The 23,766-nt window shown below is 67.4% G+C and carries 22 protein-coding genes and 1 pseudogene; 10 read left to right on the top strand and 13 right to left on the bottom strand.

All coding sequences use genetic code 11. The annotated features are described in order from the left end of the window. Nucleotides 1-11: 11 nt before the first annotated feature. The 5 genes and pseudogenes from AC1PPK_RS02550 to AC1PPK_RS02530 form a co-directional block, all read right to left on the bottom strand. Nucleotides 12-1,595, bottom strand: coding sequence for a tetratricopeptide repeat protein (locus AC1PPK_RS02550; RefSeq protein WP_481116283.1), 1,584 nt, complete (start codon nucleotides 1,593-1,595; stop codon nucleotides 12-14). 208 nt (nucleotides 1,596-1,803) lie between these two features. Continuing rightward, nucleotides 1,804-2,583 carry an enoyl-CoA hydratase/isomerase family protein gene (locus tag AC1PPK_RS02545; protein ID WP_481116282.1) on the bottom strand — a complete coding sequence of 260 codons (780 nt, stop codon included), beginning with the start codon at nucleotides 2,581-2,583 and terminating at the stop codon, nucleotides 1,804-1,806. 76 nt (nucleotides 2,584-2,659) lie between these two features. Continuing rightward, on the bottom strand, nucleotides 2,660-3,511 hold the full coding sequence (locus tag AC1PPK_RS02540) for a 3-hydroxybutyryl-CoA dehydrogenase (RefSeq protein ID WP_481116281.1): 852 nt from the start codon (nucleotides 3,509-3,511) through the stop codon (nucleotides 2,660-2,662). Nucleotides 3,512-3,549: 38 nt separating this feature from the next. Then, nucleotides 3,550-3,957 (bottom strand): annotated as a pseudogene (locus AC1PPK_RS02535) (acetyl-CoA C-acyltransferase); the annotation flags it as partial. A 135-nt stretch (nucleotides 3,958-4,092) separates the two neighbouring features. Continuing rightward, nucleotides 4,093-6,498 (bottom strand): hypothetical protein, encoded by a 2,406-nt coding sequence (locus AC1PPK_RS02530; protein ID WP_481116280.1) that lies wholly within the window; start codon nucleotides 6,496-6,498, stop codon nucleotides 4,093-4,095. 139 nt (nucleotides 6,499-6,637) lie between these two features. Between AC1PPK_RS02530 and AC1PPK_RS02525 the strand changes: the two genes are divergently transcribed. From AC1PPK_RS02525 to ruvB, 7 genes are all read left to right on the top strand, one after another. Further along, nucleotides 6,638-7,600 carry a UbiA family prenyltransferase gene (locus AC1PPK_RS02525; RefSeq protein WP_481116279.1) on the top strand — a complete coding sequence of 321 codons (963 nt, stop codon included), beginning with the start codon at nucleotides 6,638-6,640 and terminating at the stop codon, nucleotides 7,598-7,600. Further along, entirely contained in the window at nucleotides 7,597-8,283 is a 687-nt protein-coding gene (locus AC1PPK_RS02520) for an HAD family hydrolase (RefSeq protein ID WP_481116278.1), read from the top strand. Before AC1PPK_RS02525 ends, AC1PPK_RS02520 begins: the two co-directional genes overlap by 4 nt. Further along, nucleotides 8,283-8,630 (top strand): hypothetical protein, encoded by a 348-nt coding sequence (locus tag AC1PPK_RS02515; protein ID WP_481116277.1) that lies wholly within the window; start codon nucleotides 8,283-8,285, stop codon nucleotides 8,628-8,630. The genes AC1PPK_RS02520 and AC1PPK_RS02515 overlap by 1 nt, the downstream gene beginning before the upstream one ends. Continuing rightward, complete coding sequence (locus tag AC1PPK_RS02510) at nucleotides 8,627-9,238, top strand: glutathione S-transferase family protein (protein WP_481116276.1); 612 nt, start codon at nucleotides 8,627-8,629, stop codon at nucleotides 9,236-9,238. Before AC1PPK_RS02515 ends, AC1PPK_RS02510 begins: the two co-directional genes overlap by 4 nt. A gap of 31 nt (nucleotides 9,239-9,269) precedes the next feature. Beyond that, complete coding sequence (ruvA, locus tag AC1PPK_RS02505; protein ID WP_481116275.1) at nucleotides 9,270-9,860, top strand: Holliday junction branch migration protein RuvA; 591 nt, start codon at nucleotides 9,270-9,272, stop codon at nucleotides 9,858-9,860. A gap of 121 nt (nucleotides 9,861-9,981) precedes the next feature. Continuing rightward, the gene (locus AC1PPK_RS02500) at nucleotides 9,982-11,061 is read left to right on the top strand and encodes an AI-2E family transporter (protein WP_481116274.1); all 1,080 of its coding nucleotides are present in this window, start codon (nucleotides 9,982-9,984) and stop codon (nucleotides 11,059-11,061) included. Continuing rightward, complete coding sequence (gene ruvB / locus AC1PPK_RS02495; RefSeq protein WP_481116273.1) at nucleotides 11,058-12,134, top strand: Holliday junction branch migration DNA helicase RuvB; 1,077 nt, start codon at nucleotides 11,058-11,060, stop codon at nucleotides 12,132-12,134. The genes AC1PPK_RS02500 and ruvB overlap by 4 nt, the downstream gene beginning before the upstream one ends. Here the strand turns inward: ruvB and AC1PPK_RS02490 are convergent. From AC1PPK_RS02490 to AC1PPK_RS02470, 5 genes are all read right to left on the bottom strand, one after another. Continuing rightward, on the bottom strand, nucleotides 12,131-12,661 hold the full coding sequence (locus tag AC1PPK_RS02490; RefSeq protein WP_481116272.1) for a hypothetical protein: 531 nt from the start codon (nucleotides 12,659-12,661) through the stop codon (nucleotides 12,131-12,133). The two genes, ruvB and AC1PPK_RS02490, sit on opposite strands and share 4 nt — an antisense overlap. 118 nt (nucleotides 12,662-12,779) lie before the next feature. Further along, nucleotides 12,780-13,964, bottom strand: a complete 1,185-nt coding sequence (locus tag AC1PPK_RS02485) for a class I SAM-dependent rRNA methyltransferase (protein ID WP_481116271.1) — start codon at nucleotides 13,962-13,964, stop codon at nucleotides 12,780-12,782. 171 nt (nucleotides 13,965-14,135) lie between these two features. Further along, complete coding sequence (locus AC1PPK_RS02480) at nucleotides 14,136-14,786, bottom strand: DUF484 family protein (RefSeq protein ID WP_481116270.1); 651 nt, start codon at nucleotides 14,784-14,786, stop codon at nucleotides 14,136-14,138. Nucleotides 14,787-14,817: 31 nt separating this feature from the next. Then, nucleotides 14,818-15,657 carry a diaminopimelate epimerase gene (gene dapF / locus AC1PPK_RS02475; RefSeq protein WP_481116269.1) on the bottom strand — a complete coding sequence of 280 codons (840 nt, stop codon included), beginning with the start codon at nucleotides 15,655-15,657 and terminating at the stop codon, nucleotides 14,818-14,820. After that, nucleotides 15,654-16,067: a CoA-binding protein gene (locus AC1PPK_RS02470; RefSeq protein ID WP_481116268.1), complete on the bottom strand. Its 414-nt coding sequence runs from the start codon at nucleotides 16,065-16,067 to the stop codon at nucleotides 15,654-15,656. Before AC1PPK_RS02470 ends, dapF begins: the two co-directional genes overlap by 4 nt. Before the next feature lie 87 nt (nucleotides 16,068-16,154). On the opposite strand from AC1PPK_RS02470, the gene sppA reads away from it, so the two are divergent. Beyond that, nucleotides 16,155-17,990 (top strand): signal peptide peptidase SppA, encoded by a 1,836-nt coding sequence (gene sppA / locus AC1PPK_RS02465; RefSeq protein WP_481116267.1) that lies wholly within the window; start codon nucleotides 16,155-16,157, stop codon nucleotides 17,988-17,990. A 78-nt stretch (nucleotides 17,991-18,068) separates the two neighbouring features. Here sppA and AC1PPK_RS02460 read toward each other — a convergent pair whose 3' ends face one another. Further along, nucleotides 18,069-18,407 carry a DUF2782 domain-containing protein gene (locus tag AC1PPK_RS02460; protein WP_481116266.1) on the bottom strand — a complete coding sequence of 113 codons (339 nt, stop codon included), beginning with the start codon at nucleotides 18,405-18,407 and terminating at the stop codon, nucleotides 18,069-18,071. Nucleotides 18,408-18,453: 46 nt separating this feature from the next. Further along, the gene (locus AC1PPK_RS02455) at nucleotides 18,454-19,179 is read right to left on the bottom strand and encodes an LOG family protein (RefSeq protein WP_481116265.1); all 726 of its coding nucleotides are present in this window, start codon (nucleotides 19,177-19,179) and stop codon (nucleotides 18,454-18,456) included. 60 nt (nucleotides 19,180-19,239) lie between these two features. Here AC1PPK_RS02455 and polA point away from each other — a divergent pair, with 60 nt between their 5' ends. Next, a complete protein-coding gene (gene polA, locus AC1PPK_RS02450) occupies nucleotides 19,240-21,963 on the top strand; it encodes a DNA polymerase I (RefSeq protein WP_481116264.1) in 2,724 nt (907 codons plus the stop codon). A 127-nt stretch (nucleotides 21,964-22,090) separates the two neighbouring features. Next, nucleotides 22,091-23,353: a lytic murein transglycosylase gene (locus AC1PPK_RS02445; RefSeq protein ID WP_481116263.1), complete on the top strand. Its 1,263-nt coding sequence runs from the start codon at nucleotides 22,091-22,093 to the stop codon at nucleotides 23,351-23,353. Here the strand turns inward: AC1PPK_RS02445 and AC1PPK_RS02440 are convergent. Next, nucleotides 23,276-23,671, bottom strand: coding sequence for a response regulator (locus AC1PPK_RS02440; protein ID WP_481116262.1), 396 nt, complete (start codon nucleotides 23,669-23,671; stop codon nucleotides 23,276-23,278). The two genes, AC1PPK_RS02445 and AC1PPK_RS02440, sit on opposite strands and share 78 nt — an antisense overlap. Nucleotides 23,672-23,766 lie beyond the last annotated feature (95 nt).

The raw sequence follows: 23,766 nt of genomic DNA, 5'->3' as shown, positions 1-23,766 counted from the left end.
GCAAACTTCAATCAAGTTTTCCACGCTGCGCGAAGTTGTTCCAGCGCGGCAGCGAGCGCTGCCACTGGTGTGTGCCAGTCACTGTGCTGCGGCTGGCGGAACAACCGCACGGTGGGGTACCAGGGGCTGTCGGTGCGCGCGTGCAGCCAGCGCCAGTCGGTCTTGCGGGCCGGCAGCAGAACCCAGCAGGGGCGGCCGAGGGCTCCGGCCAGGTGGGCGACGGAGGTATCCACGCTGATCAGCAGGTCGAGGCCGGCGAGCAGGGCCGCGGTGTCTGCGAAGTCGCCCAGATGGGGCGCCAGATCGACCAGCGGCAGCGCCTGCGGGGCGGTCGGCAATGGCAGGCGGCTTTTCAGCAGGCTGAAGAAGCGGACGCCCGGCACCGTCCATAAGGGGGCGAGGGTGTCCAGGGTCGGCAGGGAGCGCGCTTCGTCGTTGCGGTGATTGGGATTGCCGCGCCACACGAGGCCGATCCGCAGGGCGCCGTCGTCGCTGGCCGCGTCCAGTAGCGGGGCCAGCCGCCGGACCCGCTGCAGATCGGGATGCAGGTAGGGCTGCCCGGCGGGAATGGAGTCCAGCCGGGTTCCGGCATGCAGCGGCAGGCTCAGCAGCACGGTCCAGTAATCGTGCTGGTCGAGCAGGGCCAGGCCTTGGTCCTGGTCGACCACCTGGTCGGCACCGGCGAGGGTCTGCATCAAGGGTGTGAGTTCCGGGCGGCAGGCCAGCGTGACCCGGCTTGCGCCGAGCGACTTCAACCACGGGATATAGCGGCAGAACTGGATCTCGTCGCCGTAGCCCTGCTCGGGGAGGACGATGATCGTGCGTCCCTGCAGCGGCTCGCCCTGCCATTGGCGTGTGGCGGAGGAGGGGACTTCGCCCTTTTGTCGGGCCCGGGCGAGCCGGCTTTCATGGAGCGGCCAGCCTTCGTCGAAGCGCCCCTGGACCAGCAGCAGCTGGGCCAGATTGACGCGGCATTGGGGAAAGTCGGGCCGTAGTGCGAGGGCGTGGCGGAAGGCTGCCTCTGCATCCGCGGCATTGTTCTGGTCGGCGAGTAGAACACCCAGGTTGCAGTGGGCGGTGGCGAAGTCCGGGGCGCGGGCGAGAGCGGCGCGATAGAGGTCGTGGGCTTCGTCGGACCGGCCGTGGTGGGCGAGCAGGTCGCCGAGGTTGGTGAGGATGGGCGCCGAGTCGGGGGCGAGGGCCACGGCGCGGCGCTGGTACTGCTCGGCCTCGGCCAGCGCGCCGCGTTCCTCCAGCAGCAGGCCCAGGTTGGTGTGCAGGTTGGCGTCGTCCGGCAGCAGCGCGAGGGCCCGGCGCCAGGCGGCTTCGGCTTCATCGACGGCGCCGAGGCGCTGCAGCGCGATACCGAGGCCGTTCCAGGCCTGGGCATCGTCCGGCGCGAGTTCGCCGAGGCGCTGCCAGTAGTGGGCGGCGTCGGTGTTCTGGTCGAGCTGGCTGGCGCTTTCGGCGGCAATCTGGAGCAGCGCCGGGTCGTCGCCACCGAGACTCAGGCCCATGCGGGCGATGCGCAGCGCGTCCCGTGGGTTGTCTGCCAGCAGCGCGAGTTCCGCCTGGGCGACGAAGGGGTTGTCCATGGGCTGGGCCCGGTGCGGGAACAGTGAAGGGGACGCACAGCATAGGAAGTGGACGCCGTGCTGCCAAGCGGGTGCGGTCGAGCACGAAACAAGCAAGGCAGGCCCCACCCCATGGGGTGGAATTCACTCCGCCCAGCGGGCGCCTGGCGGTGCCGCATGAGCGGGCCGATCTCGTTGCCAGGCGCGTCGGCGTATGGGCAGGGTGATCTCAGCGCCCCGTGTAGGTGGCTGGGCGCTTTTCGAGGAAGGCATCGACCGCTTCCTTGAAGTCCTCTGTCGCCGCGCAGGTGGCGAAGCCCTGGCGTTCGGCCTCCAGCTGGCCGGCGAAGTCCCGTTCAATGGAGCGGCGCATCAGCTGCTTGAGCGTGCCCTGGGCGATCGGTGCGCCGGCGGCCAGACGGCGGGCCAGCTTGTCGGTTTCCTCGGTCAACTGATCGGCCGTCACGACGCGGCTCACCAGGCCCAGGCGCTGGGCTTCGGTGGCATCGATAGGGTCGGACAGCAGCGCGATCTCCAGAGCCTTGTGCAGGCCGACGGTGCGCGGCAGGCTCCACGATGCGCCGAGGTCGCAGCAGGTGCCCAGATTGACGTAGGCGAAGTTGAAGCGGGTGGTGTCGGCGGCGACGACCAAATCGCAGGCCAGCGCCATGCTCATGCCGGCGCCGGCCACCGGGCCCTGGATACTGGCAATCACCGGCGCGCGCAGCCCGGCGATGATCTGCATGCTCTCGTTGAGCGGCGCGATCAGTGTGTTCGGTACCGCCGCCGGATCGTCGCGGAACTGGGCGATGTCGCCGCCGGCCATGAAGGAGCGGCCTTCGCCGCTGAGGATCAGCACCCGCAGTGCCGGGTCGTCCTGCAGGCGCTGCAGGGCAGCCAGCAGCGCCTGGGCGGTGGCGGTATCGATGGCGTTGAGGACCTTCGGGCGGTTGAAGTGCAGGCGGTGGATGCCGCCGTCGCGGCTTTCGATGATCGGGGGGCTGCTCATGCTTTGTCTCCTGATATTTTTTTATTTGCAGCGGGCGCCGACCGAAAGGATCGACCGGCGTCCGCCGGTGACGCGCTTAGTCGTACTTGTAGAAGCCCTGGCCGCTCTTGCGGCCCAGGTAGCCGGCATCCACCATTTCCTTCAGCAGCGGGGCCGGGCGGTACTTGGGATCGTTGAAGCCGTCGTAGAAGACTTCCATCACGGCCAGCATGGTATCCAGGCCGATCAGGTCGGCGAGGGCCAGCGGGCCGATCGGCTGGTTGCAGCCGAGCTTCATGCCGGCGTCAATGTCCTCCGCGGTGGCGAGGCCTTCCTGCAGTGCGAAGATCGCTTCGTTGATCATCGGGCACAGGATGCGGTTAACCACGAAGCCCGGGCTGTTCTTGGCGGTGATCGGGGTCTTGCCGATGGCGGTGGCGAACTCCTGCGCGGTGGCCAGCGTCGCGTCGGAAGTCTGCAGGCCGCGGATCAGCTCGACCAGGGCCATCATCGGCACCGGGTTGAAGAAGTGCATGCCGATGAAGCGCTCCGGCGACGACACCGTGGCGGCCAGCTTGGTGATGGAGATCGACGAGGTGTTGGTGGCGATCAGCGTGGTGGCCGGCACGATTGCGTCGATTTCCTTGAGGATGCGCAGCTTGAGACCTTCGTTCTCGGTGGCGGCCTCGATGACCAGCTCGGTGGCGGCCAGGTCGGCGTAGGCGGTGGTGCCGCGGATGCGGGCCAGTGCGGCGTCCTTGTCGGCGGCGCTGATCTTTTCCTTCTTGACCATGCGGTCGAGGCTGCCGGCGACGGTCTTGACGCCGCGCTCGACGGCCTCGGTGGAGATGTCCACCATGACCACGTTGATGCCAGCCAGTGCGCAGACCTGCGCGATGCCGTTGCCCATGGTGCCGGCGCCGATCACGCCGATGTTTTGAATTGCCATGCTGTTGCTCCTGTTTGCGTAGTTTTTTAAAGACTTTTTTAAACGCGTTCGAAGATGGCGGCGATGCCCTGCCCACCGCCGATGCACATGGTCACCAAGGCATGACGGCCCCCCGTGCGGTGGAGCTCGTAGATGGCCTTGGTGGTGATGATGGCCCCGGTCGCCCCCACCGGATGGCCCAGGGAGATCCCCGAGCCGTTGGGATTGACGCGGGCCGGATCGAGGCCCAGTTCCCGTGTCACGGCGCAGGCCTGGGCCGCGAAGGCCTCGATGACGTCCAGATCTGCGACGGACAGCCCGGTGCGCTGGAGCACCAGGCGGGTGGCGGGAACGGGGCCGATACCCATGTACAGCGGTTCGACGCCGGCGTGAGCATACCCGACAAGTCGGGTCAGCGGCTTGAGACCGAGCGCTGCCGCGCGTTTCGCCTCGGTCAGGCCCACCGCGCCCACGATGTAGAGGCCGCCTATGCGCGCAAGCGCCAGGCCTTCGGCATCGACGACGGTCCGCTGGAAGTGCACTGCTGGAGCCTGGCGCGGCACATCCTGAAAAAGGCTGGTGATGCTGAAACCGGGAGTCGTTCAGCCCGGTGACCGACGTGGGGGGCTGGGGCTGAGGGTCAGTCCCAGCCACAGCACCAGGCAGACGAAGACGCTCAGGCGGGGCATGTCCAGCAGACTGTCCACCATCCCCACGACCATCAGTCCGCTCAGCCCGCCCATCAGTGCCCGGGCGAAGGGCATGGCGCGGGTGGTGCTGCGGAGCAGGCGCAGGCCGATGAAAGCCAGGGCGGTGAGCAGCGCGGCGATGCCCAGCCAGCCCTGCTCCACGTACAGATGGACGAGGAGGTTCTTGGCGTGCCAGGGCAAGTGGTCCCGGTCGGAGGTGATGAACCAGTGGTCGACCCCATGCTCGAAGTCGCCATTGGCGAGCAGGGAGCGGCCGTCGGCGGCGATGAGCTCAAGGTCATCCACCAGTACCCGTCCCGGGGAGGACAGGGACAGGGATGCCACGGCCGGCCGCGGCGGGAAGCCAGGAGTAAGGGTTCCGGGGTCGGAGACGCCTTCGATGGTCTGCCAGCCGTCCTTGCCCTTGACCGTAAAGCCGTGGCCCACACAGTCCGCGGAATAGATCAGGTGTTTCCGGCACAGGCTGATCAGCAGGGTGGCCTCCGCGCTGCTCTTCACCCTTAGCCGGAAGCGGAACGGGACCGTAGCGTCCGTAGCGACCCGTTGGGACACACGCAACTCTTCCCCGTAGCCGATCGTGTGACGGGCCCCCCCCAGTTCGAGCTGACGTCCGCTGGCGTCCCGGCGCAGATGGGCCGTGCCGGGCAGGCCCTCGTCGGGAAGATTCCAGAAGAAAGCCTCGGGAAACCGTCCCAACCCCAGGCCGACGAGCTGCTCCAGCGGGCTGTGGACCATGTTTGCGCTGGCCCGGAAGTGAGCCATGCGTCCGCTGAGGTCCTGGCTGCTCATCGCCATGCGTTCGCCCATGTAGGAGCTGGTGATGGTGGCCACGCCAAGGCCTCCGATGGCCGTGAAGGCCAGCACGGTGGGCAGCGGGAGCGTGCTCGGAAGCCACAGGGGGCGGGGCAGCCGGGCCTGACACAGCAGGACGGCAAAGGCGCCCCCGGCCGCCAGGGCAGCGCCGGGCAGGGCCGCCGGACCGCCCCAATGGATGCTGACCCAGGCGGTGTTGCCGGCCGTCCAGGTCAGCAGGGCGAGCATCAGGGCCGGACTCGGGCCGTTGCGCCGTTGCAGCAACAGGACCGTGGCGGTCGTGCCCGCCGCCAGCAGGTAGGCCAGATAGACGCCCTTGGGCAACCAGAACTGGGCCAGCGGAGTCAGCGCCAGCAGTGCCAGGCCGGCCAGCACACTGGCAACGAGCGGTCCCGGCGACATGCGGTGAATGGCACCGCCGGCCTGGTGGCCCAGCACGACCAGGCCGACGAAGGCCACCAGACCCCGGTAGCCGCCGCCGCTGAAGCTGCCCAGGCAGCCCGCGACCACCAGTCCGGCCAGCAGCAGCGTCGGGAGCAGGTGGAGCCGTGGCGCGTCCTGACGGGCAGGGCGCCGGCTCAGCAGCTGCATCCCGAACATGATGAGCAGGGACAGGCCGACCGCGGCATATACGATCCGCGAGAAAGTCGTGAAGATCGCATAGATCCCCAGCGTGGAGGCCACCGCTGCGACGATGCGGAGGGCTGGATGGCGGTGGGTGGTGAGCAGCAGGGCGAAGGGCAGGGTCAGGGCCAGCCAGGCGTCGAGGAGTGCGCCGCCTACGTGCATTTCCCAGAACAACGCGCTGCTCCGGTAATCCGCCGAGAAATTGGTGAAGCCCGGAAAGCTGATCCGCTCCCATAGGGCGGCCAGGCTGCAAGTGGTCAGGCCGAGGGTCATGCCCAGGGCGAAGCGGGTCAGGGCGGTTTCGCCTTCCCGGCGGATGCTCAGGTGCAGGAAAGGGATGAGCAGGAAGGCCAGCACGAAGCCTTTGCCGATCCGCAAGGCATTGAGGGGGGAGGCGTAGCTGATCAGGTCCCCCGGGTCGGCGCCACCGACTCCCTGGAGACCAAGCACGCCCGAAATGCCCACACTGGCTGCCAGCAGCCCGAAACTGGCGAGGGCGCCCGGGTTGAGGCGGACGGGCGCTGACTCGCTGCTGGTACTCGGTTGGGCGGCAAACGTCTCGTGCAGGCCCAGGGCTGCCAGGGTCGCGAGGAGTAGTGCATCGCTTTCGGTCGCATAGATGTGGCCACTCCACGGCGCTAGGTCGGCCACTGGCCAGAGGGCGGGCAGCAGGGTCAGCCACAGGCCCGGCCAACGTGTTACCGCAGCCATGTAGGCGGCCAGCAGGCCGCCTGCCAGCAGGGGAGCAAGGGGGTAGGTGTACAGCCAGGCGGTCAGACCGGCCAGGGCTGGGAGGGCGATCAGCACGCCGTACAGGCGCGCCCGGGCGGGAACGGGGCGGACAGCAGCAGGAGGCACGATGGATGAGGGCTGGAACCGGTCGGCCGGATGCTAACTGATTGACCGCGGGCTTGTCCCGTCTGTCGGGGCGTTGCCGTCCTTGACCGGTCCGCCTGAGCGCCGCAGCATGGCGACCTGTCACCCCATGTTTCGAACCATGTCGTCCGTACCCCTGGAACCTACCCCCGCCCTGCGTTGCCGGCCCCTGCTGATGCGGGTGCAGGCTACCCGCCCAGCCTTTCTCGGCGTGACGCTGTTTGCCTGCCTGATCGGGTTGGCGGTGGCCCACGGTAATGGCGTCGCTATCGACGGGTTGAAGGCCGGGCTGACGATCTTCTTCGCTCTCGTCGCCCATGCCGGCATCAATGTCCTCAACGACTACTACGACGCCCGCAGTGGTGCCGACGCGGCCAATGAGGAGCGCCTGTTCCCCTTCACCGGTGGTAGCCGCTTCATCCAGAACGGTGTGCTGTCCGAGGCCGAGGCCGGGCGTCTGGGCTTCGGCCTGCTGGCCGCGGTGGTGCCGGCCGGGCTGTGGCTGGCCTGGTCATCGGCGCCGGGCCTGATCCTGATCGGCCTGGCCGGCTTGTTTCTCGGCTGGGCCTATACCGCGCCACCGCTGGCGCTGGTCTGTCGTGGGTTGGGCGAGCTGGCGGTAGCTGCGGGTTGGCTGATCGTGGTGGTCGGCACTGACTTCGTGCAGCGTGGCGGTTTTTCCCTCGTGCCTGCCATCGCCGGCCTGTCCTATGCGCTGCTGGTGGCGGCGATCCTGTTCATCAACGAATTCCCCGATCGGCGCGGTGATGAAGCGGCCGGCAAGCGCACGCTTGTGGTCCGCCTCGGGCCGCACACTGCCAAGTGGGCCTACCTCGGCCTGGTACTGCTGGCCTACGGCTGGCTGGTACTGATGGTCGGGCAGAATGTGTTGCCGCGAGGCGCCGCCGCGGCCGCGCTGACGCTGATCTTTTCCTTCCGCGCCGCCCGCTATCTGCTGATCCATGCCAGTGAGCCGGTCGAGCTGGCGCCAGCCCTCAAGCTGACCATCGTCGCCGCCAACCTGCACGGTCTGGTCCTCGCCGCCACACTGGCGTTCGGACGTTGGCCGGGAGCCCTGTCATGAGTTTCGAGCTACCCTTCGCTGCCGCGGACATTCACGGCATCATCTTCGACATGGATGGCCTGCTGCTGGACAGCGAGCGCGTGGCCCTCGCCACCGTCGCCGCAGCGGCAGCCGAGCTGGGGCTGGAATGGCGTGCCGAAGTGGGGTTGGCGATGGTTGGTCTCAACTCGCAGGACGGCCCGAAGGTGATCCGCCGCCACCTGGGCGAGGACTATCCGGTGGCCGATCTCTACGATGCTTTCGGGCGCATCTACGAAGCGGCCATCGCCGCCGGCAGTATTCCGCTGAAGAGCGGCGTGGTGGAGCTGTTCGACGTGCTCGACGGCCTGTCCCTTGGCCGCGTGGTCGCCACCTCGACGCGTCGTTCCCGTGCCGAGCCCAAGCTGGCGGCGGTGGGCCTGCTGCCGCGGGTGCACGGTATGGTGTGTGGCGATGAGGTGAGTCGCGGCAAGCCGGCGCCGGACATCTTCCTCGCGGCGGCCGAGCGTTTGGGCGTGCCGGTGGCGAACTGCCTGGTGCTGGAAGACTCCAACGCGGGCGTGCGTGGTGCGCTGGCGGCCGGCACGCGGGTAGTGATGGTGCCCGACCTGCTGCAGCCCGCCGACGACGTGCGGGCGGCCGGCGTGCCGGTGGCGGCCAGCCTCCACGACATTGCCGGCTTTCTGGTGACGAGGAGCGGCTGATGATGCGTCGAGTCCTTTTACTGCTGGCGGCCAGCCTGCCGGCGTTGCCCGTGCTGGCGGACGATGCCGCGTCGACGGCCTTCTGCCTGTTTCCCCTGCCGTCCGACAGCGGCGTGCAGCGCTGGATCAACCTGGGCATCGTGCAGTACCTGGATGTCCGCGCCGACGAGGTCCGGATCTATTTTTGCGGCGGCAACCTGGGCAGCGGCCATGAGGCGCGCATCCCGGTGAAGGGGCGCGAGGAGAGCGATGCGCTCTTCGCCAGCCTGCGCCGTACGGCCGCTGCCTGTGCCAGATCACATTCAGTCAACCCGGCCAATTCGGCCAACCTGGGAGGAACTCCGTGAAACTCATCGGCATGCTGGATTCACCCTTCGTACGACGAACCTTCATTACCGCCCGGATGCTCGGGATCCCCTTCGAGCACCAGTCCCTGTCGGTCTTCCGCAATTTCGACGAATTCCATGCCATCAACCCGCTGGTCAAGGCCCCGACGCTGGTCTTCGACGACGGCGAGGTGATGGTGGACAGCACCCACATCATCGCCTGGCTGGAGCGTATCGCGCCTCCGGGCAACAGCCTCATGCCGTCCGATGCGGCCGGCCTGCGGCGCTGCCTGCAGCTCACCAGCCTGGGGCTGGCGGCGGCCGAAAAGAGCGTGCACCGGGTCTACGAGATGAAGGTGCGCCCGAAGGACTACCGCGACCCGGACTGGCTGCGTCGTGTCGAAGGGCAGATCCGCGACACATATGGCATGCTCGAACAGCACGTCGGCGATGGTGACTGGCTGTGCGGCGCGCGGCCGACCCAGGCCGACATCACCGTGGCGGTGGCCTGGCGTTTCACGCATTATTCGGCCCCCGGCCTGGTTGCCGACAGCGACTACCCGGCCCTCGCCGCGCTGGCTGCCAACGCCGAGGCCCTGCCGGCCTTCATGGCGGCCGACTACAGCTAACTTCAGTGACCCCCTTTCCCCGCGAGATTCGATGATCGGACGTATCACCGGCCGCCTGGCCGAAAAGAACCCGCCGCAGATCCTGGTCGACGTGAATGGCGTCGGCTACGAACTGGAAGTCCCGATGAGCACCTTCTACGGCCTGCCCGCCACCGGCCAGGCCGTAAGCCTGTCCACCCACATGGCGGTACGCGAGGACGGGCATTTCCTGTATGGCTTCGCCACTGAGGACGAGCGGGCTGCCTTCCGCCAGTTGCTCAAGGTGGCCGGCATCGGCGCGCGCACCGCGCTGGCGGTGCTGTCGGGCCTGTCGGTGGCCGATCTGGCCCAGGCGGTGGCACTGCAGGAGAGCGGCCGCCTGGTGAAGATTCCCGGCATCGGCAAGAAGACCGCCGAGCGCCTGTTGCTGGAACTGCGCGACAAGCTCGCCAAGGCTTTGCCGACGGTGGCCGGCAGCGTCGCCGCCAGCCTGCCCGGCGACGACCGGGCCGACATCATCAATGCGCTGCTGGCCCTCGGTTATAACGAGAAGGAAGCGCTCGGCGCGGTCAAGAACCTGCCGGAAGGCGTCGGCGTCTCGGACGGCATCCGCCAGGCGCTGAAGGGCCTGTCGAAGGCCTGACGCCGCGGCTGGCGGCGCGGGGCTCTGACCCTTGCGGGCGGCGAGGTCGCCCAGGAACGGTGGACGTGGCACTGTCTAAAAGATCAGGGATAATTCCGCTATTCCATCCGAGAGGGCGCCCATGACTCCCCGACGCACTGCCCAGCTGGCCATCACCGCCGTGCTGATCCTCGGCTGCGCCCTCGTGCTCAGCCCCTTCTTCGCGGCCATCCTGTTCGCCGGCACGGTGTGCGTGACCACCTGGCCGTTGTACCAGGCCCTGCACCGGCGCCTTGGGCGCCGCGACGGGTTGGCAGCATTGACGATGACGCTGCTGCTGACTGCGGTGCTGCTGCTGCCGATGATCGGCCTGGCCGCGTCGCTGACCGATTCGGTGGTGACGTTGGTGGACTACGTGCGCGGCCTCATCGAGCAGTCCGATGGCCAGCCGCCGCATTGGCTGAAGGACATCCCGCTGGTCGGCCACGACATCGACGCCTATGTGCGCAAGCTGGCCCATAGCCAGACCGAGGTGCGCAAGCTGGCGCTGGAGGCCATCGAACCGGCGCGCAAGTTCGCGCTGGGCCTCGGCGGCGTGGTCGGCCAAGGCTTGCTGCAGATCTCGCTGGTGCTGTTCATCGGTTTCTTCCTGTACCGGGACGGGGCGCGCATTGAGGCCCAGCTTGAAATCGGCGCGGCGCGCCTGGGCGGGCCGGTATGGGGCGACCTGCTGCATCTGACCGGCAGCACCGTCAAGGCGGTGATGATCGGTATCGTCGGCACTGCCGCGGCCCAGGCCCTGGTGGCCCTGGTCGGTTTCCTGATGGCCGGTGTGCCGGGCGCGCTATTGCTGGCGGCGGGGGTGTTCTTCCTGTCTGTGGTGCCGGTGGGGCCGCCGCTGGTGTGGGGCGGCGCGGCTTTCTGGTTGTATCAGCAGGGCGAGAACGGCTGGGCGATCTTCATGGTGTTGTGGGGCCTGCTGGCGATCAGTTCGGTAGACAATTTCCTCAAGCCGATCCTGATCAGCCGTACGTCCAGCCTGCCGATCCTGCTGATTGCCCTCGGAGCCTTCGGCGGCGTGCTGGCCTTCGGCTTCATCGGCATCTTCCTTGGACCCACTTTCCTGGCCCTCGGTCAGGCCCTGTTCACCAGCTGGACCGTCAGCCAGTCGGCTGATGTGCCGGCCGCTGAACCCGCAGAGGCCCCGGAGGGCCGTTCATGATCCACACCGACGATATCAAGGGCGGCCAGCCCGATCCTTCCGCCCGCCTGATCACCGCCCAGCGCGCCAGCAACCAGGAAGAGGCGCTGGAGCGCGCGCTGCGCCCCAAGCGGCTCGACGACTACGTCGGCCAGCAGAAAATCCGCGACCAGCTGGACATCTTCATCGAAGCCGCCAAGCGGCGCGGCGAGGCCCTTGACCACGTGTTGCTGTTCGGCCCGCCGGGCCTCGGCAAAACCACGCTGGCCCACATCGTGGCCGCCGAGATGGGCGTCAACCTGCGCCAGACCTCCGGCCCGGTGCTGGAGCGCGCCGGCGACCTGGCGGCGCTGCTGACCAACCTCGAACCTCACGATGTGCTGTTCATCGACGAGATCCACCGCCTGAGCCCGGTGGTGGAGGAAATCCTCTACCCGGCGCTGGAGGACTTCCAGATCGACATCATGATCGGCGAAGGCCCGGCGGCCCGCTCGGTGAAGCTCGACCTGCCGCCGTTCACGCTGGTCGGCGCGACGACCCGCGCCGGCATGCTGACCAACCCGCTGCGCGACCGCTTCGGCATCGTCGCCCGCCTGGAGTTCTACACGCCGCAGGAGCTGTCCTACATCGTCAGCCGCTCGGCCGGCCTGCTCGAGGTGGAGATCGAGGACACCGGCGCCTTCGAGATCGCCCGCCGCGCGCGTGGTACGCCGCGCATCGCCAACCGCCTGCTGCGCCGGGTGCGCGACTATGCAGAGGTGCGCGCCGACGGCCGCATCACCACCGGGGTGGCGGATGCGGCGCTGACCATGCTGGACGTGGACCACCTGGGCCTCGACCTGATGGACCGCAAGCTGCTGGGGGCGATGCTGGAGAAGTTCGGTGGTGGCCCAGTGGGCCTGGACAACCTGGCGGCGGCGATCGGCGAATCGTCCGACACCATCGAGGACGTGCTGGAACCCTATCTGATCCAGCAGGGCTACCTGCAGCGTACGCCGCGGGGCCGCATGGCCACCGCGTCGATCTGGCAGCATTTCGGGCTGCTGCCGCCCGGCGCAGCGGGCAGCGGCAGCCTGTGGGAGGGCGAAGCCTAGCCGTCGGAACGGTCCAGGGTGGTGTGCACCCGTTCGGCGGTGCTCAGGAAGTCGTCGAGGTTTTCCTGGTCGAGGGGCTGTATGTACAGATTGGCGGCCTTGGCGGTGATCGTCAGGCCGCCTTTCTGATCCCGGGAGATCCAGCCCTGCTGGATCAGGTTGCTGACCTTGCGGCGCACGGTTTCCCGTGGGATGCCGGTGGACGAGCTGATCGAGAATGCATTGCATGGGCGCAATGGCAACTGTCGGAAGTCGTCGTCGGCGGTGCTCCGGATGATCGAGGTCAGGGTCTGGTCGTCCAGGCCGAGACCGCCGATGTTGTAGAGGCCGACTTCGCCAAGGACGATCGGCAGCAGCAGATCGCCGTCGAAGGCAGCATACAGGCGCACCAGGTAGCGCAGGTTGTAGCGGGAAAGCAGGAGGGCCGCGGCGCGTCGGTCGGGGCCTGCGAGGGCCCCGTCATCGCTCGCCATGGGGGGAGCGAGGAAAATCGACTCGCGGGAGCCAGGGGGCAAGGGGGTGTCCATCGGTAGCTCCATCGGAATAGTCAATCGGAATGCTGAAACACTATTTAACTTTTCAGTGGCTTGAGCATACACACCTCTTGCCACTCGTATGCCGAAAAACTACCCGTTTTGGGTTTTTCTATATCTGACAGGCCAGTCCCTTGAGGTATTCGCCTTCGGGTACGGCTAGCCCGATGGGATGGTCCGGGGCTGCGGAAAGGCGGTGCAGGATGCGCGCTTCGACGCCGACGTCTGCAGCTGCTCCGGCAACGATTTTCTGGAACAGTTCCTGGCCGATGCCGCCTGAGCATGAATAGGTCATCAGGATGCCGCCCGGATTGAGCAGGCGGAAGCCCAGCAGGTTGATGTCCTTGTAGGCGCGGGCGGCCCGGTCGGCGTGGGCGGCGGACGGCGCGAACTTGGGCGGATCGAGGACGATCAGGTCGAACTTGCGACCTTCGGCCTTGAAGCTGCGCAGGGCCTGAAATACATCGTCCTCGCGCCATTCGGCGCGGCTGGCGTCTAGTTGCGGATTGAGGGTCAGGTTGCGGGCTGCGGTGAGCAGCGCCGGGCCCGACGAGTCGATGGAGATCACGCTCTTCGCGCCGCCGGCCAGCGCCTGCAGCGAGAAGCCGCCGGTGTAGCAGAAGCAGTTGAGCACGTCGCGGCCGGCCGACAGCTGGCCGGTGAGAAGGCGGTTGTCACGCTGGTCGAGATAGAAGCCGGTCTTGTGACCGCCGACCACGTCCACCTCCATGCGCACGCCGTTCTCGACGATGCTTAGGGTTGCCGGCAGCTCGCCATGGGCCAGGCCGGTGACCGGACCGAGGCCTTCGAGCTTGCGCACGTCGGAGTCGGAACGCTCATAGACGGTACTGCAGCCGGTGGCCTGGACCAGGCCGGCGACGATCGCATCGCGCCATTTGTCAGCACCTGCGCTGGTCAGCTGGACGACGACGACGGGACCGAAACGGTCGGCGATGACGCCCGGCAGCCCGTCGGACTCCCCGTGGATCAGGCGCACGCCGTCCTGTCCGGCCAGCCACGGGTGGGTTGCCCGTCGCGCCACCGATGCGGCCACCGTGCGCTTGATGAAGGCATGGTCCACCGATTGATCGCAGTCGAAGGTCCATACCCGCGCACGGATCTGCGATTCCGGTGACCACGCCGCCCGCGCCAGCGCCCGCCCGTCGGCGTCCTTCACCAGCACCGTATCCCCCGGCCGAGCCCGCCCCTCCAGCCGATCCACAGAGCCGGCAAAAATCCAGGGATGGCGACGGAGCACGGAACGTTCCTTGCCGGGCTTGAGAATGAGATCGGTCATGACAGTGGCGCAGTGAAAGAGGAAAAAGACAAAGAGAAAAAACAATAGTCCCCGGCTAGGGGGACAGAAGGCGTAGCGAGCCGCCCGAGGTCGCAACGAGAAGCGCAGCCGTACTAGAGTACGGCGAGCATCGCAGTTGCGAGATCGGGTGGCGCAGTAGCCTTATGCCCCCTAGCCCAGTTGGCGAATGAGGGCTGCGCTGACCATCTCGCCGATGCGCGTGACGTACAGCGTGCCCATCTCAGGATAGAACCGTTCCGGGTCTTCGCTGCCCATTGCGAGCATGCCGAAGGTCTGCTCATCGCGGCGCAGGGGTACCAGCGCCACCGAGCGGATCAGTCGGCTGGCCGGGCCGAACCATCCGGTGGCCTCGCGCAGCGCCGGGGTGCCGCAGTAGGGCTGCATGAGGTCGCCGCTGAAGAAGCGGACTTCCTCGCCGACCGGCAGAAACTCCGGCCCGTTGCGCGTCAGCACGCTGTTCCACACGCGAAAGGCCACGTGGGGCACGGCGAAGTCCTCCTGCAGGTGCAGGTAGATGACCCGGCGGATTGCCTCGAAATCCTCGGCCTCCAGCAACGAGACGGTCAGACGGTGGACCTTGGCGCTGATGCCGTCGTTCTCCTCACCGAAGGCCAGCAGCTCGGCGAACTTGTCCTCCAGATGGGCGATGCGGTCGCGCAGTGCGATCAACTGGCGCTCGGTGAGGGAGATCGCGTGACCGGTGTGCGGGTGGCCCACCGTCAGGTCGGTCAGCAGGGTCGAGTGTTCGTCGAAGAAGTCGGGATGCTCCTGCAGGAACTGGACGACGTCGGAAGGGTTCATGGCGTTCGGGCCGGAGGGCGCAGGTGAGGGTTCAGGGGAGCGTCAGCTCACCCGAAAAGACGGTGACGGCCGGGCCGGTCATCAGGACCGGGGTGCCGACACCGTTCCACGCGATGGTGAGTTCGCCGCCACGGGTTTCGACGGTGACGGGAGAGACCACCAGCTCGCGCAGGATGCCCGCCACCACCGCGGCGCAAGCCCCCGTGCCACAGGCCAGGGTTTCGCCGGCGCCGCGTTCGTAGACCCGCAGGCGTACCCGATGTTCATCGACGACCTGCAAAAAACCGGCATTGACCCGCGCCGGGAAGCGCGGATGGTTTTCGATCAGCGGGCCCTGGACGGCCACCGGGGCGGTATCCACGTCGGCCACCACCTGCACCGCGTGGGGGTTGCCCATGCTGACGGCGGTGATGGCGACGGCCGTGCCGGCCACGTCGAGGGGCTGCACGTGGGCGTCGGAGTCGCTGACGAAGGGCACGTCGGCCGGCTTGAGGACCGGTACGCCCATGTCGACGGTGACGTTGCCGTCCGCTTCGAGACGCGGCGCGATGATGCCCTTCTTGGTCTCGACGCGGATCTCCCGCTTGTCGGTGAGGCCCTGGTCGAAAACGAAGCGGGCGAAGCAGCGGGCGCCGTTGCCGCACTGTTCCACCTCGCCGCCATCGGCGTTGAAGATGCGGTAGCGGAAGTCCACGCCCGGCGCCTGGGCTGGTTCGACGACCAGCAGCTGGTCGCAGCCGACGCCGAAGTGGCGGTCGGCCAGGTGGCGGACCTGTTCCTCGGTGAGCTGGATGTCCTGGCGCACGGCGTCGATCATCACGAAGTCGTTGCCGAGGCCCTGCATCTTGGTAAAGGCGAGTTTCTTGCTCATGGGATAAGATCCAGGTAATCACGCCACACGCAGCGGTCCATCACGACGACGATGCCCGCCGCGCAGGCCCGCTCGGCGGCTTTTTCGTTGATCACGCCGTCCTGCAGCCACAGGCGCTTGACGCCCATCGCGATGCACTCATCGACGATCGGGTCGATCTGGTCGGCGGCGCGGAACACGTCCACCAGGTCGATCGGGTGGGGAATGTCGGAGAGGTGCGGATAGGCCTTTTCACCGAGAACTTCGGCAACGGCCGGCCGAACCGGTACGATTCGGTATCCGAAACCCTGCATGCCCTTGGCTACCCTGTGGCTCGGGCGATCCGGACGCGGCGACAGGCCGACCACGGCGATCGTCTTGACTTCCTGCAGCAGGCGGCGGATCTGGTCGGGCGGGGGATTGGTAAACATGGCGGGATTCTACCGGATTGGTGGGGTGCAGAAAGCCTGCGGATGTCCGCAGGGAATAGGGCCAGGTGGCCCGGTTTGGAGAATGCAATGGAGCGCAATGCACGGCCTGGTGTCGTGAGAAGGGGATTCTCGTCGGTCTGGCGGGCGGTGGACCGCCTGCGGCAGGTGAGTCTCAACGTGTTGTTCATCGCCGTGGTGGTGTTCGTGGTGGGCGGCTGGTGGGCGGCCCGGCCGGCTCCGTTGCCCACCGATGCGGCGCTGCTGGTGGCGCCGGTCGGCCAGCTCGTGGAACAGCGCAGCGCGCGCAGTCCGATGGGCGTGCTGCAGGGCGTCGAGGGTATCCATCAGGTGCTGCTGCGCGACGTGGTGGACGGCATCCGTGTTGCCGCCACCGACTCGCGCATCAAGGCGCTGGTCATCGAGACCGACGGCCTGTCCGGTGCGGGGCTGGCCAAGCTACAGGAGATCGCCGCGGCCATCGGCGAGTTCCGCAAGGCAGGCAAGAAGGTCTATGCCTACGGCAAGCGCTTCGATCAGGGGCAGTACCACCTGGCGTCCCGGGCCGACGAGGTCTTCGTGAACCCCGACGGCTACGTGCTGCTGTCCGGCTTCGCGCGCTTCCCGACCTACTTCAAGGGTTTGTTCGACCAGGTCGGCGTGAAGATGCAGGTCTTCCGCGTCGGCACCTACAAGTCCTTCGTCGAGCCCTACACTCGCGGCGACATGTCGCCGGAGGACCGGGAGGCCACCAAGGCTTACCTGGACGCGGCCTGGCAGGCCTATCAAGCGGATATCGCCGCGGCCCGTCCGAAGGCGGGGGCCAACCTGGCCGCCTACATCGGCGACGCGCCGGCACAACTGGCGGCAGCCGGCGGCGATGCGGCCAAGATGGCGCACAACGCCGGGCTGGTGGATGGCCTGAAGACCGCGGACCAGTGGCGCGACTTCCTGAAGCAGCAGATCGGTGCGACGGACGATAACAAGGGTTATCGCCACGTGGATCTGGCCACCTATGTGGCCCGTGTGCGCGACGAGCAGCCGCACCCGGCCGACAAGATCGGTGTGATCGTCGCTCAGGGTGCGATCGTCGATGGCGAGCAGCCGCCCGGCGTGGTCGGCGGAGACACGCTGGCCGGCCTGATCCGCCAGGCCCGCGAGGACAAGGCGATCAAGGCGGTGGTGCTGCGCGTGGACAGTCCGGGCGGCAGCGCGACGGCGTCCGAAGTGATCCGCCGTGAGCTGGAACTGACCCGCGAGGCCGGCAAGCCGGTGATTGTCTCAATGGGCTCGGTGGCGGCGTCCGGTGGCTACTGGATCAGCATGGCGGCCGACGAAGTGTGGGCCAGCCCGACCACCATCACCGGCTCGATCGGCATCTTCGCGATGATGCCGGACATCTCCGGCCCGATGGCCAAGCTGGGCCTGACGGTGGATGGCGTCGGCACCACCGTGCTGGCCGGCGGCCTCGACCCGCGCCGGCCCCTCGACCCGCAGGTCGCCAACTTGCTGCAGCAGAACATCGAATTCGGCTACCGGCGCTTCGTCGAACTGGTCGGCAAGAACCGCAAGATGACGGTCGAGGCGGTGGATCATGTCGCCCAGGGGCGGGTGTGGATGGGCAGCCAGGCCCGCGAAAAAGGCCTGGTGGACAAGCTCGGCAACTTCGACGCAGCCCTCAAGGCTGCCGCCGCGCGGGCCGGTCTGAAGGACTATGACGTGAGCTACGTGGAAAAGCCTCTGTCGCCCCGTGACCAGCTGCTGCTGCGCCTGCTCGACAGTGGTGAGGAAGAAGCCCGCGGCGTAACGCGCCCGGCGTCGGTGGTGGACCAGGCCGTGGCGAAGATCCGCAGCGAACTGGCCGGCCTGGCCCTGTGGAACGACCCTGGCCATGTCTATCTGCATTGCCTGTGCGACGCGCCGTAAGGGCGGCAGGAGTTAAATGCGGAACGGGGCAGCCTGCTGGCTGCCCCGTTTTTTCTGGTGCTTTGCTATTTGGGCGCCTTACCAGCGCTTGATCACCCACTTCGGTACGCGCAGGCCGCTGTCCTGGGCGCTGCGGCGCGTGAAGTCTCCCTGGCCGACGTCGTCGTACAGGTAGTAGGACGGGCCGTTGGGCGGCGTCACCTTGATCATGTAGAGCTGGCCGTTGACGCGGTATTCCTCGACGGTGTCCTCGCCCTTCTTGACGATGGTGACCTGGGGCTCCTGCTCCTGGTCCAGCTCCATGCCGGGCGGCGGCGGGGGCGGCTCGGGCAGGGGTTCGAGTTTCGGGGGCTGCTGGGCCCATGCGGAGGCGGTGACGGCGATCAGCAGGGTGGCGAAATGGCTAACGCGGGGCATGAAGGTCTCCTGACTATGCCGTGATTGTAAGCTGCGGCGGCGGCCGTCAGAGGTTGAGCATCAGCTCGTGCTCTTCCGGCAGCGGCAGGAAGCCGCGGCTCTGGTAATGGGTGAAGATCGCGTCCACCACCTTCTCGGGTTCGTCGATGACCTGAACCAGGTTGAGGTCGTCCGGGTTGATCATCCCTTCCTCCACCAGCCGGTCCTTGAACCAGTCGATCAGGCCGCGCCAGAAAGGCTCGTGGACCAGGATCACCGGGATATTGCGGCTCTTGCCGGTCTGGATCAGCGTCATCGCCTCAAGCAGTTCGTCGAGCGTGCCGAAGCCGCCGGGCATCACCACGTAGGCCACCGCGAACTTCACGAACATGAACTTGCGCGCGAAGAAATGCTGGAAGGTCTGGGAGATGTCCTGATAGGGGTTGGCCTGCTGTTCCATCGGCAGCTGGATGTTCAGCCCGACGCTCGGCGACTTGCCGAAATAGGCGCCCTTGTTGGCGGCCTCCATGATGCCGGGGCCGCCACCGGAAATCACCGAGAAGCCGGCGTCGGACAGCAGGCGTGCGATGCGTTCGGTTTTCTCGTAATACGGATGGTCGGGCTTGGTGCGGGCGCTGCCGAAGATCGAGACGGCCGGGCGGATCGGCTTGAGGCGCTCAGTGGCCTCGACGAACTCTGCCATAATTCCGAAAATCCGCCACGACTCCCTGGCCGTGAAGTTCTGCGCTGCCGTGTTCGGCATCATCCGGGGGAGTTTGTCTTTTGCAGTCATTTTTCTTGTAAGGAGTGAGGGGTGAGGGGTGAGGTTCCGCCTGCTCTGCCTCGCGAACCCATGCCGACCCTGTTGCTCGTAGACGGTTCCAGTTACCTGTACCGTGCCTTTCATGCCTTGCCCGACCTGCGCAATTCGTCGGGAGAACCGACTGGCGCGGTGCGCGGAGTCCTTTCCATGCTACGTCGGCTCGAATCCGACTACAAGGCGGAATACCGCGCCTGCGTATTCGATGCCAAGGGCAAGACCTTCCGCGACGACTGGTTCCCCGACTACAAGGCCCAACGCCCGCCGATGCCGGACGACCTGCGCGCCCAGATCGAGCCGCTGCACGAAGCGGTCAAGGCCGAGGGTTGGCCACTGCTGATGGAGGAGGGCGTCGAGGCCGACGACGTGATCGGCACACTGACCCGCCGCGCCGTCGAGGCCGGCTGGGAGGTGGTCATCTCCACCGGCGACAAGGACCTGACCCAGCTCGTCCAGCCCGGCGTGCGCTGGGTCAACACGATGAGTGAGGAGGTTCTCGACGAGGCCGGCGTGACCGCTAAGTTCGGCGTGCCGCCGAATCTCATCGTCGACTACCTGACCCTGATCGGCGACACCGTGGACAACGTGCCCGGCGTCGAGAAGTGTGGCCCCAAGACCGCGGTGAAGTGGCTCACCGAGTACGGCAACCTGGATAACCTGGTGGCCAACGCTGACAAGGTCGGCGGCAAGGTCGGCGAGAACCTGCGCAAGCACCTGGATTTCCTGCCCCTCGGGCGCAAGCTGGTCACCGTAGTTACCGACCTGCCCTTGCCGGTCGGCCCCGCCGACCTGCCGGCGCGGGAGGACGACAAGGAGGCGTTGGCGGCGATCTATCGGCGCATGGAATTCAAGGGCTGGCTGAAGGAGCTGGAGCAGGGCGTGCATCGCGCCGCACCGGCCGCCGCTGAGGCGCCCGAGGCCGTCGCACCCCAGGGCGAGCCGGGCGCCCACCGCATGGGCTACGAGACGCTGCTCGACTGGGCGGCTTTCGACGCCTGGCTGGCGAAAATCTCCGCCGCTGAACTCACCGCCTTCGACACCGAGACCACCGGTCTCGACCCGATGGTCGCCACCCTGGTCGGCATGTCCTTCGCCACGGTCGAGGGTGAGGCGGCCTACCTGCCGCTGGCCCACACCTACGCCGACGCGCCGGCCCAGCTGCCGCTGGCCGAGGTGCTGGCGAAGCTGAAGCCCTGGCTGGAGTCCAACGCCCACCGCAAGCTCGGCCAGAACCTCAAGTACGACGCCCACATCCTGGCCAACCACGACATCGCGCTTGCCGGCATCGCGGAGGACACGCTGCTCGAGTCCTACGTGCTGGAGAGCGACAAGTCCCACGACATGGATTCCCTGGCCAGCCGCCATCTGGGCCTCAAGACGCTGACTTACGCCGAGGTGTGCGGCAAGGGTGCCAAGCAGATCGGCTTCGGCGAAGTCGAGCTGGCCCGCGCCACCGAGTACGCCGCCGAGGACGCAGACATCACGCTGCGCCTGCATAACGCGCTGGCCGCCCAGCTGGCTGCCGAACCGGGCCTCGCAGCGCTGTACCGGGAAGTGGAGCTGCCCACCGCGCGGGTGCTCTTCGAGATGGAACGCAACGGCGTGCTGATCGACGACTTCCTGCTCGCCCAGCACTCCGAGGAGCTCGGCCGCCGCCTGCACGAACTGGAGCTGCAGGCCCATGAGCTGGCTGGCCAGCCCTTCAACCTGGGCTCGCCCAAGCAGCTCGGCGAAATCCTGTTCACCAAGCTGGGTCTGCCGGTGGTCAAGAAAACCGCCACCGGCCAGCCGTCCACCGACGAAGACGTGCTGTCCCAGCTCGCCGACGACTACCCGCTGCCCAAGCTGCTGCTGGAGCACCGCAGCCTGGCCAAGCTGAAGAACACCTACACCGACAAGCTGCCGCTGATGGTCAACCCGAAGACCGGCCGTGTGCATACCAGCTTCAGCCAGGCGGTGGCGGTTACCGGCCGCCTTGCCAGCTCCGAGCCCAACCTGCAGAACATCCCGATCCGCACGCCGGAAGGGCGCCGCATCCGCGCCGCCTTCATCGCCCCGGCCGGACACAAGATCGTGTCGGCCGACTACTCGCAGATCGAGCTGCGCATCATGGCCCACCTGTCCGGCGACAAGGGGCTGCTGAATGCCTTTGCCCACGGCGAGGACGTACACCGCGCCACCGCCGCCGAGATCTTCGGCGTGACCCCGCTGGAAGTCAGCAGCGAGCAGCGCCGCTACGCCAAGGTGATCAACTTCGGCCTGATCTACGGCATGAGCGCCCACGGCCTGGCCAAGAACCTGAGCATCGAGCGGGCCGCCGCGGCCAACTACATCGACCGCTACTTCGCGCGCTATCCCGGCGTCGCCGCCTACATGGAGCGCACCCGCCTGGAGGCCAAGACCAAGGGCTACGTCGAGACGGTGTTCGGCCGCCGCCTGCACCTGCCGGACATCCGTGCCCAGCAGGTGGGGCGCCGCCAGGCCGCCGAGCGGGCGGCGATCAACGCGCCGATGCAGGGCACCGCCGCCGACCTGATCAAGAAGGCGATGATCGCCACCTCGGCCTGGCTGAAGGAGGCCGGCGTCAAGTCGCGCTTGATCCTGCAGGTCCACGACGAACTGGTGCTCGAAGTGCCGGACGACGAGGTGGAATTGATCCGCGTCCAGCTGCCGAAGCTGATGGCCGGCGTGGCGCAACTTTCGGTGCCCTTGGTGGCCGAAGTGGGTGTCGGCGCCAACTGGGATGAGGCTCACTGATCCCTTGTGGATGTCTCGTGGCGTTTGGCAGGCGCGTGACGAGGTGATCGCTGCGGTCGGCTCAATCGTCCTCCCATCAAACAGTGTTCGCTGATCGATGAAACGAAATAAATCCGCGGGTGCCTGCGTGAGCACCCGGTTTGCCATCTTTGCCGTGCCGTTGCTCATTCTGGCGGTGACGGCCACCGCCCATGCCCAGGCCGCGCCCGATCCGGCCAGCTTCGCGCCCTGCGTGGCCGGCCTGAAGGCCGCAGCAGTGGCCCGCGGCGTGTCGCCGGAAGGCTATGAGCGCCTCACAGTCAGCCTCGTGCCGGACATGAAGGTGCTGGATCTGCTCGACTACCAGCCGGAGTTCCGCACCCCGATCTGGGACTACCTCGCCGGCCTGGTGGACGACGAGCGCGTCGCCGACGGCCAGGCCAGGCTCGCCCAGTGGGGCGACACGCTGGCGGCCGTGGCGGCGCGCTTCCATGTGGACCCGGCCACGGTCGTTGCGGTGTGGGGCGTGGAGAGCAACTTCGGCCGCAATTTCGGTTCCCGTCCTCTGCTCACGTCGCTATCCACGCTGTCCTGCTACGGGCGGCGCCAGGCCTACTTCCGCGGCGAGTTCTACGACGCACTGAAGATCGTCGATAGCGGTGATGTCAGCGCCGAGCAGCTCACCGGCTCGTGGGCTGGGGCCTTCGGTCACACCCAGTTCATGCCGTCCACTTTCCTGCGTCTGGCTGTCGACTTCGATGGCGACGGCCGTCGGGACCTGGTTGGTAGCGTTCCCGACGCGCTGGCGTCCACCGCCAACTTCCTGCGCAAGGCGGGGTGGCGCGAAGACGAGGTGTGGGGCTACGAGGTGCGTCTGCCGGATGGCTTCGACGCCAGCGGTGCCGGGCGGCGCAACAAGCAGCCGCTGGCGGCGTGGAGCGCCCGCGGGGTGAAGCGTGTCGACGGCACGCCGCTGGATGGCGCCGGCAACGCCGGCCTGCTGCTGCCGGCAGGGCCGAAGGGGCCGGCCTTTCTGGTGTTCCGTAATTTCGATGCGATCTACGGCTACAACGCCGCCGAGAGCTATGCGCTGGCCATTGCCCATCTGTCCGATCGCCTGCGCGGCGGCGGGCCCTTTGTTACGCCTTGGCCGACCGACGACGCCGGTCTGTCCCGCGCCGAGCGGCGCGAGCTGCAGACCCTGCTGATCGCCCGTGGCCACGCCATTGGTACCGTGGACGGCATGCTCGGCGACGCTAGCCGGGCTGCGATCCGCATCGAGCAGCAGCGCCTCGGTCAGCCGGTGGATGGGCGCGGCGGCCAGAAGCTGCTGTCAGCCCTGCGACGGGAAGGCAGCGCGGGGCAGCCGCTGCAACAGGACGGCCTCGATGCGCCGACGCAGGGCCGGTAGCTGGAAGGGCTTCAACACATAGCCCTGGATGTCGAGGGCCAGCATCGCACTGACCTGGCCGCGAGCCCCTTCGGCGGTGAGGACGATGATGTGGGTTTCCGGGTCCTCGGCGCGGATGTGCTTGATCAGTTCGTCGCCGCGCATGCCCGGCATATTCCAGTCGGTGACGACCAGGTCGGGCTGTTCCTGCCGGCACAGTTCCAGCGCCCGTGCCCCGTTGTGGGCTTCGAGGATCGAGTAGTTCAGCGGGGCGATGGCAGCCCGCACGAAGCCGCGGATCGTCGCAACGTCGTCGACGATGAGGACCTTGTAAGTCATTCTGTGAAGCAGGTAGGCGGATTTGCCACATTAACGGAGCCGTGGCGGCCGAGCTTGAAAAGATTGTGTCCTGCTCTCCCGGCCGGCTGCTGCTG

This window comes from Zoogloea sp. JDB1 (genome assembly GCF_056724025.1).
This window is presented reverse-complemented; position numbering and strand designations above follow the sequence as displayed.